The sequence below is a fragment of the Rhodospirillaceae bacterium genome (assembly GCA_002746255.1).
Classification (GTDB): domain Bacteria; phylum Pseudomonadota; class Alphaproteobacteria.
Window position 1 is genome coordinate 1 of sequence record NVWO01000026.1, and the last position, 12,218, is coordinate 12,218.

Consider the following 12,218-nt stretch of genomic DNA (forward strand, 5'->3'; position numbering starts at 1 on the left):
AGGATGAGATCCTAGACCAATGGGCCTACATGTGGGCGTTAGAAACACAACTGAAGAAGGTTCTTAACTACCTTGAGAATGCTGACGTTGACAGTGCAATAACATTAATGAGACAGGTTCTAAAATGAATAGAGACTTCAAAACAAGTCATCTAATTATAACAGTTCTACCAGATCATGTTAGAGTTAGCGCAAATGGAACTTCCATTGGAAGAATCACAAAGAAAAGGTCACTTAAAAAAGTAGGTGTCATAATTGAAATGTTAACAGAACTAGTAAACGATGAAGTACGCACTAATTGATGTAGAGACAACGGGACTAGATCCCAAGACAAACGCGATCTGGCAGATAGCTATGATCTTAGTAGATGGACCTATCTTAGGTGCACCAATTGTACGAGAATTCCGTCCTTACAAGGATTCAGTCCTCGACCCTAAAGCATTGGAAGTCTGTGGTATCTCAAAGAACTACCTAGACAGACTACCTCTCACTTCTGTGGATGTAGCGTGGGAGTTCGTTAGTATCATCAAGAAGTTCCGAGGTGCAATGGGAGAACGTGTTCACTTCGTAGCTTACAACTCCAGCTTTGACTATCAGTTCGTCAGAGAATGGTACAATCGACATCATATACACGCATTCGCTGGGCAGTTCTACTGGCCTTCGATTGACGTAGCAGGGATGGCTTCACTTAAGGTTGATCCTAAAACAAGACCACGGCGTTTCCGTTTGCAGGAAGCATGTGGTTGTTTCGACATCGCATTCGATACAAAAGCTGCACATGATGCACAGTACGACATCGAGAAGACGTATGAACTATTCAAGAAAGTAATGCCAAAATGATAATACAAACGAAATTAAGTAATGGTGACAAAGTGTGGATAAAAGACCCACTGCAAAAAGTGACTATCGGACAAGTACGTGTAAGTGTTACTGACTCTCCTGGAAGACCCGGAGAAGAACTGTTCGATAACTATAAAGCACAGAAAGAGTTTGAAGAAAGCTATATGTGCGTAGAAACTGGGATTGGATCTGGAACCGTCTTTTACTTAGGCAAAAGCTGTTTCTTAACTAAAGAAGAAGCAAATGAGTCCAGCTAACATATTGGAATCTTATCTAGGTACGGATGACCTAGATGATACAATTCCGAACGAACATCCAACGTTCAATACTGACTACAAGCTAGCCATTATTGGAGATGCACCGGGCCGTGAAGAGGAAGCGGCAAAGAAACCATTCGTGGGAGCGTCCGGCCGACTACTGTGGGGTATCGCAGGGTCGGCCGGGATTGCCCGTGGAAGTGTGCTGATTGCTAACGTCTGTCAGATCAGACCACCTAGCAATGACATATCACGTCTGCCATGGACGGGACCTGAAATAGAAGAAGGGTTGAAACAACTTAAGACAGACTTAGATCGTTTCGATCCCAACTGCTGTATCCTGCTTGGAGCTTATGCACTGAAGGCGGCGACGCTAGACAAGAAGCCAAAGATCAAGGACCAGCGAGGCTATCTATTCATGGGCCACCCGGACTCCATATTCGCAGGACGCAAATGCCTAGCAACCTATCACCCCTCTTCTTGTCTCCGCATGTATGAGAACGCTCCCATCATGCAGTTCGACATGAAGCGAGCGTACAACGAGGCTAAGTTCCCTGAACTCAACGTTCCGAAACGAAAGCTTATCACTGATTATACAGCTATACAAATTGTAACGGCTCTTAATAATCTAAGAACAAATGCAAACCCTGTCTCCCTTGATATCGAAGGCGGTATCAACAGCATGTCTTGCATATCCTTCAGTGATTATTCTGACTTCGCATTCATAGTTCCTTTCAAGGGAATGACTGGACGCTACTGGTCAGAAGATGAAGAGGTCATCATCTGGGAAGCCATGAGCAAACTGCTCGCTGATCCACATGTGCCGAAGATACTGCAGAACAGTCTGTATGATAACTTCGTCCTCGCCTACAGCTACAAGTGTCCTATTGTCAACGTAGCCGATGATACGATGCTCAAACACTGGGAAGCCTACTGTGAGCTGCCGAAAGGGCTAGGCTTTCAAGCCGCCCTCTATACTCGAGAGCCTCACTATAAGTTCGAGCGTAAGACACAGAATCTACGTGTGTTCTGGGAATACTGTTGTAAGGACAGCGCTGTAACATACGAGATCAACAAGAAGTGTGAGAATCAAGTGCCTTCTATGAAGCACTACAAGTTCAACATAGCGATGCTTAACCCACTTCTCTACATGGAGCTACGTGGTATTAAGTATGCCACTACTGCTGCTGTGGATCGTCAATCTGGTATCTCTGAACGACGAGACCTCTGCCAAACGATTCTCAACCTGCACGCAGGGAAGGAAGTCAACGTGAACAGTCCTAAGTTCAAGACTCTCCTCTATACAGAGATGGGATTACCTGCACAGATCAATCGTGCCACAGGAAAACCCACAGCGAACGAAGAGAGTCTGATCAAGCTGTTCAAGCGTTTCAAACACCCAGTCATCGACGCTGCTATGCAGATACGTAAGCTAGGCACCCGAGCACGAATGCTCAGCATACACGCAGACGAGGACGGTCGCATACGATGTGGCTATAACATAGTAGGAACAGAGACAGGCCGTCTCACCTGCTACACAAGCCCAACAGGATCTGGCTATAACTTGCAGACGATCCCTAAGCATGACCGTGATCTGTTCATTGCAGATGATGAGTATTGGTTCTTTCAATGTGACCTTGCGGGAGCAGATGGATGGACCGTAGCAGCACATTGTCAACGGCTCGGAGATCCTACTATGATGGATGACCTGTTAGCRGGAATCAAGATTCCTCTYGTTATAGCWTGTCTGTTYAAGTTCGGACCAACGTGCCTCGACAACATGGACCGTGTACAGATTAAGGARTTTGTATCTCGGGTTAGTAAGAARGATCCTATCTACCAYGGCTCRAARGGCTGTCAGCAYGGMTCTAAYTATGGGATGGGCAAAGTGACCATGTCAGCTAACATCTTCAAACAGACAGGCGGGACAGTCAATGTCCCMGCWGCMGACTGCGAGAAGCTTCAACGTATATACTTCATGCGATACTGGGGCGTACCGCGTTGGCATCAATGGGTCCGTCGTCAGCTCAACGACACAGGCATCCTTACATCTGCTTCCGGTCACGTTAGACGTTTCTTCGGACGCAAGCAGGATCACAGCACCTTAAAGGCAGCCTTATCACATGAGCCACAGGCAAACACAACATATGCCACCAACATGGCTGCACTCAATCTCTGGAATGATCCAGAGAACAGACGGCCAGACGGTTCCCTAATCATCGAACCACTTCATCAAGTCCACGATGCGCTCTGCGGACAATTCCCAAAGAGCCTAACTAAGTGGGCTGCACAACGCCTCACCGGCTACTTCGCAAATCAAATTGTGATAGCTGATCAACAATTAACTATACCCTTCGAAGGCGAATTTGGCCGATCATGGGGTGAAATGGACCAAGAAATATGAGTGATAGAGACATAAAACGAACAGAGTATAGACCTGTAGATGGCATGATACCCGGACGCCGAGAGGCACTCCTCAACGACCGCTGTGTTAAATGCGGATTAGAAGCAACAGAGTTCAAGGATGAGATATCTCGTAAAGAGTACGGCATCTCTGCCTTGTGTCAACCTTGTCAAGATGAGGTGTTCGGATGAAAACTATGGCTGAAGATAATGGTGAAATGCGTAAGCAAGATAGGATTGTAGCTCGCATGAAGCTAGCAACGAACCTAGTCTTAAAGCATGACAACAGTGGGATACCTTATCATCAAATGACTCCTGTTATTGCTGAAATAATGAGACAAATAAAGGAATATGACAATGACTAGCACAGAACTAGAAGGATGCCAGAAGCTACTTGCTCATATGGAGACAGTAGATTTAGCAATAGAAACGGATCACTTACAAGATAGACATCTTGTAATTAGTTACAAACGAGAACAAGATAGGTTCTTACTACCCGAAGAGCTGCTTTTTGGTGACATTGTGAAGAATCACAATGCACAGACTCGAGAAATCATCAAGAAGATTAAACAATATATCCACGATCATATTAATGAGTAGTCTTATTGCGAACTACCTAGAGTTTTGCAAGGGCAACGAGGTGCCACAATCGTTCCATAGATGGTGCGGTATGTATGTGATATCCTCGTTGCTCAGCAAGAAAGTTTGGATCTCTATGGGCACGTTCAAGATCTATCCAAACCTATACACGATTCTTGTAGGGCCACCCGGCTCCGGCAAGAGTACAGGGCTGAAGATTGCACAAGGCATCTTGCAGTCAATTAATGCATCCTCGCTTACTGAGCAAGAGGATCAATACAACGAGAAGATGGCACAGATAGTCAACGATAACAAGGGTAAGACCGTCAAGGATCTACTCTTCAAGCCGAAGTATCCTGTGCCTATGTCTGCGGACTGTCAGACGAAGGAATCCCTAACACGGGAGATGGTTAACTATACACGAACTGTACAAGATCCAGCTACATTAATGGACTTCTCGTACACGCCTCTTAGCATTTGTGCTACAGAGATGTCYCAGTTCATGAGTGTTGATCCCTCTCGYATGATGGACTTCCTCGTCACTGTATTCGACATAGATGACTAYGARGTGAAGACTAAGGGCGCAGGCTCTGAGTTCTTACCKAAYGTGTTCGTCAAYCTCCTTGGYTGTACGACTCCGATGTGGATTCAGAAGTGGCTACGTGAAGACATCATAGGCGGTGGCTTCTCTCGACGYTGTATCTTCGTCTGTGAAGAGGATGATACCGAGAATGTTGTTCCATTCCCAGTCGTCACAATCGARATGGCTCAGGCACGTAACAGATTCGTCGACCGTGTTCCCACCTTAATCAGCTTAACAGGTGAATTCAAGTGGGACCCAGCTGCGAAGCTCTGGTACGATAAGTGGTATCGAGAAGGCAGAGCCGCGCTCAACAAGCAGCCCGAATTCCTTCGTGCCTACTACAGAACTCGACACGTGCTTGTCCTCCGTGTAGCTATGATCCTAGCCGTCAGCCGGACCCTCACGTTGAAGATATTCATCGAAGACCTCGAAGCAGCGGACGCCTCCTTAATCATGGTAGAAGAAAACCTAGAGCAACTCTTCGGCGCATTGGGCCGTAATGAGACAGCCGCGTATGCGGACAAGATAGTTCGTTACGTGATGGCTCAGCCGTACGTATCWGAGAAGAACCTGAAGATAGTCTTTTATAAAGACATGCCAGCGAAAGAACTGTTCGAGACACTCAACTACCTGAAACATGAAGCAGGGCTGCTTACTCTAGCAGCCCTGAAATCAGGTGAGCGTGTCTTATTCCACACATCTAAGATTGAAGAAATGAAAGCCAAAGGTATACTAAAATGATAGATTCTGCTGTTCTTGCACTCCTGGAAGCCCAACGTGGCTTGCTCGACCAAGCTCTGCGTCAACTAGGACATCCGCCTCCTGTTTCGACAACAGGGGATTCTGACTCATCATCTGATCCACCGTCTGCGCCCGAGCCAACTGCGTCCGGGTGTAAGCCGGAAGACCCGGCATCAGTTGTTGCGAGATCTCCCCTTTTAAAAGGAGTCGTTCTACCTCAGTCGGAAGCGAAATATCACTCTGAATTCGTGAGAGTCGCGACCGCTCTCCGGCTGTTGACTTGCGCCCTTGTCGACTTAGGTCATAAGGGAGCTGACGATCCACTGCTAGCTCAGATAGACGGCGGGCACCTGCCTGTGCGGAATAACCTATCCCTGATTGCTCACGGTCGAGGAGAGCTTGCTGGACTTGCGGGATGTCTCCTGTTAGTAGTTGATCAACGAGACCCCTGTGGAAACGTTGTGTTTGCGCTATGTCAACTTCTTCAGTCTTCCGGATCAACCTTTGGGCTTCGCGAGTTTCTGCAAGACGTCTTGGCTGAAATCCTAATGCGAGCCCAAGTTGTTCAATACCAGTCGGCTGGAACAAAAGTCGTCCTGCCTGATCGCGAACTTTACCGCCATCTCGTATTAGCCTAATCATCTTCTTAAACGGAACCGGCATGATCTGTTCCGTGGCACGTAACGCCTCACCGCGACTGGCTAGTTGAGCCCCTTTATAGAGGTTCTCAAACACAGCTCCGGTGGGGCCTACGATGTTCTTCAAACTGAATCCTGCATAGGAATCGATTCCAAACAGGTTCCCCAACTCTAGCCGTCCTGACACATCAGCGAAGGCGAAAGTTGAGGGAGCCCCCTTCATAGCGACACTTGCCATCTGTTGTCCGACATCTTCCCCAAGCACTGACTCAAACAATTCATTGAAGCCATCCTTAGTCTTCTTCCGTAACTGTAGTTCCGGAAAGATCTCATCAAGAAACGCAAGCATCCCGTTCACCATAGGCAAGCCCAAGGCACCTGCCAGCAGGACCTGTGTAGTCACCATCTGACTGAAGGCTTTCGTTGCAGCTTTCCTCGACGTAGGATCATCCTTAAAYCTKCKGCCTATAGCGTCCTGTCCAAGCCTAGTCATCTGGGCTATCGTAGAGAAYGTATAAGTCTGTARGCTRAAGACAGCTCCGAGCGCACCRTGYARAGCACCWGCACCGTTCCCTTGGCTRAAGAAGCCAGGTCTCGCAGCTTGTCCACCTCCRAACATACTCGTCTGTACGATCTTCACAGCRAAGTCATAGGCTTGATCCTTACTGTACTTYGAGCCATCTGCATTCTTCAGTTTCTGTCCTGTRCGGAAYCCACTAACGAAAGCAATGTGACTGTTCATCCGTGTCGCATGACTATAGAGGTTACGWGCASWGTTMAGGTACCAATAMGCTGCCTTTGTTCCGATAGTCTTCGCCGTCTGTGCCGGCGTCTGCCCAGCCGCAAGCTCATGCAGATTACTGATAGCTATGTCCTCAACGTTATGGAACTCCTGCATGATGCCGAAGTCAATCCGTTGTTCGTTGACAGCCCGTGTAACCATCTCTCTCAACAGTGGATCCTTATACTCTCCTTTGTTCATCAAGGCGTGCATACCTTCTTTGAGTGCTCCACCCCAAGCCTTATAGCTACCAGAGATAGATCCTGTAGCGGCTGTGAGATTGGGCATCAACGTCAACAGACTCTGGCTAGATTCCACTAGGATCGAAGCTGGGTTGAATCCGAGGAAGTAAGCAAAGTTGAGGTTCTTAAAGAACGTCATCTCCTTAGCCGGTGGATTCAACACTATGTCTAGGTGTTTGCGTGCCCATGATTGAATATCCGGGTTGGCTCGAAGCTCTGGATCATTGAGAGTTAGCGCTGATAGCTCCCTAGTTTCTCTTTTAGCAATCGCTCCGGCCACACCCGAAATATATTGTATAAAGCCTTGGCTGACAGAAGTAGTCTCTCGACCCTCACCGCCTTCAAGAATCTTCCTTGGCAGCATACTCCGTTGGAGAGGTTGATTCGACTTGATCTCATTCAGCAGAGAGGATTCAGGATTGTAATGGCTGAGGAAGTCCTCCACATCTACGCTGTTCTGTAGTCCCAACTCTTCTTTAATGTTCTTCGCAGCCACGTCAGCCACTCGAGCATACGCCTCTAGCAGGTCTGGTGGAATCCCGGATGAGTAGTCATCCTTATTGTGTTTCTTCCATACATGAACCTTCGAGTTCCCTTCAGCTTCAAGTCTCGCCGCATGAGCCGTGATAACATTTTGGTCATCATCAGCTATCACATCACCCTTACCGTCTTTGTTCTTCCAACCGACATAGTACTTCCCTAACCTTAGTTCCGGAGAATACCACGGCTTGTTAGAGAGTGTCTCGAACAAACCATCGAGGGCACTAGATTGAACAACAGCACCTTTGTCATCCAGCTTAGGATGCAACATAGACTCTGCATGAGCAATAGCCTTAGCAGCACCATTGTTTCTAGCTTCCGTTAAGAACACTGCTGCAGCTTGTATCTCTTCAGGTGAAGTCTTCACTCGAGGGTCTGGGCTGAGCTTCCTAACGTGATGAGCAATCGTCTCTCCCAGCACCTTAGCTTCTCGAGATCCGATAGTCTTGTTCCCTATCTGAACGAGACGAGCCGTTGCACGTTGCACAGATTTGTGATACGAAGCCATGATCATATCTGCGACCTTAGGCATCGTGCTCTCCAAAGTCCTGTGGAAGCTAATGACATCCTGTTGCTGTTGCTTTGACAGACCCTTCTGCATAAGAGCAATCATCTCTGCATCAGTGAGGACACGCTCTTCGATATTCTTCATCAAAGCAATCTGTGTACCGGCTGCATCAGCCGTTTTATTCCCGTACATAGTCTTAATACCTGTTGCCTCAGCGTCAATCCTCGAACGTCCTAACGAGTCCTTCCCGACAAGGAAGTCTGTCAGCATCTTCACCGCCATCTCATTCTGCATAGGTCGATAGGACAACGCTAGATCAATAGCAGGCTGTAGGATCGGGAACCGCTGTCCCAGCTGAGCCGCTGGATACATCCACTTCTCGAAGAAGTTCATTTCAAGACCAAAGAACTTTGTTGTCTCAGAGTGCTTCGCTAAGCCGAGTGCTCTGCGTGCAGCATCAAGACCAGCGTCTAAGGCTTTCCTGTGCTCAACAGACTCTTTAAAGTCATAGCCAGATATACGTTTCGTAAAGCCTATCAGCTTCAGGTAGTCTGGTGGATCCACCGTATTCTCATACAGCATCTTAGCATAGTTCTCAGGCTCCATCCTCTCCAGCGTAGCGAGAGCCTTCTCAGCCTCTCTAATGTACTGTTGAGACTCGAGGACCTTCATGATACCATCTTTGATCTCAAGAACCGTCGTGGCTGAATCTTCGTCTCCAAGGATACGGCTAAGGTAGCCATGCAGACCGTCCATCATGTCAGCCATAGGCATGAATAATGACTTCGCAAACTCTGCTTCAAAAGGACCAGCCAGTGCAAGGTCATCACCGAACTCACGCATCTTCAGCTTGTTTGAGGGATTCGCTACACCGAGTGCAAGGGCTCCAGCGAAGTCAGCAAGGAACTCATCAACACCTACATTTCTGTCAGCCCTAATGTCCTTTAACTGTTGCTCTGCTCTACCTTTCTGAAACTCTCCCGGAACCATCTTGTCGAACCAGAAGTTAAACACAGTGGCTCTCTGTTCATCCGTTAACGCAGCTGCAAGTTTATATACATTATCCATCTCAGCAGACTTAATAGGGTTCAACTGTCCTTTCAGACGAGCCGATCCCATAGCGTGCCATAACTCATGACCCATAGTATGTAGTTTCTTGAACGTAGCGAACTCYTTTGTAGAGAACTGATCACTAGCYCTYAACAACACAGCATTATTCAGRTCRTTCTCACGAGACTTCCAAWAGGCCCCRCCCARATGYGATGTRTTCTCRCCTGTCAGCTCTGCAATACGTGTGAATCCTACRTCTTGGAACTGGGCTGCCAGCTTCACAGCAACCGACGTCAACGCTGTAGCCTCATTYGCCCCRTAKCCCTTCTTAGCAAAGTAYGACTGRAAGTGTGTCTTGGCTCCYAGCATCGTMGCRAACATMGARGGTGCYGCRTCAGCYAGCCGAGGGTCAAGATCATTRTCCTTCARCAGATCAACCTTRAATGCCTTCACWGACTCTTCCGASAACTTCCGTGTGAACGACTCATGTAGCTTACCCTTCTGCAAGAGTTGCCACGCTGCTCCTATAGCAGGAACGAACTCTAGACGAATCGCTGTGCTTAGAGTCTGAGGTGCAATCTTATCCTGTCCCTCATTCACCATCTTATCCACTAGGTCCTTCATAAACCTCTTTTCACCTGTCAGGATGTCATCACCAAACTTAGCAATGAGCTTACCTTTTCCATCTGTAGTGATACCGAACTCACCTTTGAACATAGACTGTAAAAGCCAGTTGAACCTGTTTGCACGCTTGTCAGCATTTCTAGTCGAGACAGCTTTCCCTGTCCCTTTATTCAACAAGAAGTTCCACTGTTCAGGCGACCAGCTTCTGCCGTCAAACGCCTGTGTGAGCTGAGCTACGAAGGTATCACCTACCGCATTCTTAGTTTCCTTGTCGAGAACCTCATCAAGTGACTTAGGTGCAATCTCCCGCTGGATCTTTGACTTGTCCTGAGCAACCATAGAGATGTCATCTAGTGAGAATCCATCGTCTTTACGATCCTGTCGAAACTTAAGTGTCTCTCCCTGCTTAGTAACGTAGTTCCACAAAGCCTGTAGTTCAACTAATTCATCACCTTCAATAAGTCGATCAAGTCTTCCGGGAGCAGAATCATCTCCAGACGCTACACGTTTAACTCCAGCTCCAGCCCGTGAATCACTAGCGTCTCCTAACCGCTGCCACTGCCGTACAATCGTAGCCTTCTCATCGAGGAAGCGAATCGACTGTGCTAGTGCTGATAGATACATGTTAGGATCTCTGTTGTTAGCCCATGGACTTGCACCATCCATAGCTGTCCTAGCTTGTGCATCCGTTAACTCATCAAGCCGTAGCAGGTAAGCAACAACCTTATCTGGAGTAATTCGATGAAAGATCTCTAGGTCAGACTCTCTAGCAACTGTGTCCATGTCGTTAGTAAGACGACCCAACCGTTGTAGCTCTGCATTACGCATCCGAGAGATAGCCTCTTCAGGGTGCATCAAGCCGAGGTTGATCTGCTTGTGTAGGTCAGCACGTAGCTCGTCTATAGACTTCTTATACTCTACGAGGACAGGGTGATCTACACCTCTCTTACCTCTGTATGTATCCTTCAGAGTCTTATCGTAGAGCATAGCTAACTCATCCATCTTAATGACAGACTCAACTATAGACATCTCCTGTGGAGCCTTGAGCAGATCCTGCTTCTCAAGGTCTGTCATCCGCCTTAGGAAGTCACCTAACGACTGTTGAATATCATTACCAAGAGCTAGACGATCATCTGCATTAGTCGATTTCTCTGTCCGTACTCCGAAGACACCATCAACAAGCTCGTCTATATAGGACGTAATCTTACCACGAACCTTGCCTTCGATAGTCTTGTCTGTGCTGTCTTTACGCTGTTCTGGAGTATCGAACTTCCGTTTAGGTAATACCTTACCTGTAGCTTCTTCAGAGATGCCTCGCACAACGGCTTCGTTAGCTTCACCTACCTTATGGTGGAGATTTCGTAGTGCTGGAGACAGAGGAGCTGCTGGACCGTATTCCTCAGATAGCTTGGAGCCGATAGCCTGCTGGGAGAGTGCATCTAGTTGAGCTGCAATTTCTGGATTCGATATGTCGATCTCAGGGTTCTTAGCCTTCATTAACTGAAGAGCTCGAGTCGTCTCAGGTGTTCTTGACAATGCATCAATGAAGTCTTTCTGCCACTTAGGAGCCTCGTCAGGAAGTTTGACTTCCCTAGCACTAGTCGTCTCAACCCCGACAGACTTACCCGGATACTTCCTTTCAGCCTGAGTTATAAATAACTTAGCCTCAGCGACTAGCTGATGATCCATAGGAGAATACGTAACCATTAACTCATGCTTTCCACCTTCTTGTGTCGGTGGCCTCAGCATACCGTTCTCTGTCAACGTAGCTATAACGTCACGAGCCTTCTCTCGACTCATGCCCATCTTACGCAAATCCGTTACAGAGATACCGCGTGTCCTCTGCAACTTATTAAAGATCCGTGGGAAGTGCTCGATATCTGCAATCAATTGTGTATGAATCACAGCACTGTCACCTACTCGTTCAGCATCAGACAGATCCAAGAGACCCACTTTAGCTTTCTCTCGCCGTGACATAGTGAGATCCTCTCTAGGAGGAGGTAACAGCTTACGATCTCGTATACTGTTATCCTGCTTAGACGTGTCAATGAACGACTTCAGCGCATCGACTGTCTGTTGATACTCTTCACCTAGGAGCTTATCCCTTAAGTTATTCGCTGACTCCTGTGCAGTTCGTGAGCGGAACCTATCCGCCCCAGACTTAGGTCCTCTGAAGATATGAACTGCATCTATAGCAACGAAGGGAATGTTCCCTGCAGCTAACTCAAAAGCATGCTCTGCTGTCAAGCCTACTAAGCCTTGATCCATAGCGAGACTGCTCCCTTGTATCAGCATCTCTTGGTTAATGAGAGCACCTATCTCACGACCGACTGTTTCGACACCTTTCTCAATTGTGCCTGCTACAAATGTATTGATTGTCTTACTAGGTACTAGTGCAATAGCACCACCACCTGTCTTAATTGTAGTGTGCGT

At 47.5% G+C, this 12,218-nt stretch carries 4 protein-coding genes; 3 read left to right on the forward strand and 1 reads right to left on the reverse strand.

Annotation, left to right across the window (positions count from 1 at the left end):
- Nucleotides 1-281 precede the first annotated feature (281 nt).
- The 3 genes from COA65_09930 (at nucleotide 282) to COA65_09940 (ending at nucleotide 5,402) form a co-directional block, all read left to right on the forward strand.
- On the forward strand, nucleotides 282-839 hold the full coding sequence (locus COA65_09930; GenBank protein PCJ57012.1) for a hypothetical protein: 558 nt from the start codon (nucleotides 282-284) through the stop codon (nucleotides 837-839).
- A gap of 243 nt (nucleotides 840-1,082) precedes the next feature.
- Nucleotides 1,083-3,500 (forward strand): hypothetical protein, encoded by a 2,418-nt coding sequence (locus tag COA65_09935; protein PCJ57013.1) that lies wholly within the window; start codon nucleotides 1,083-1,085, stop codon nucleotides 3,498-3,500.
- Nucleotides 3,501-4,034: 534 nt separating this feature from the next.
- Entirely contained in the window at nucleotides 4,035-5,402 is a 1,368-nt protein-coding gene (locus COA65_09940; protein PCJ57014.1) for a hypothetical protein, read from the forward strand.
- Here COA65_09940 and COA65_09945 read toward each other — a convergent pair.
- Nucleotides 5,394-12,080 carry a hypothetical protein gene (locus COA65_09945; GenBank protein PCJ57015.1) on the reverse strand — a complete coding sequence of 2,229 codons (6,687 nt, stop codon included), beginning with the start codon at nucleotides 12,078-12,080 and terminating at the stop codon, nucleotides 5,394-5,396. The genes COA65_09940 and COA65_09945 overlap by 9 nt on opposite strands.
- Between the last annotated feature and the right edge of the window lie 138 nt (nucleotides 12,081-12,218).

Coding starts and splice junctions, on each gene's coding strand:
- COA65_09930 (PCJ57012.1), top strand. CDS start 282: ATGAAGTACGCACTAATTGATGTAGAGACAACGGGACTAGATCCCAAG.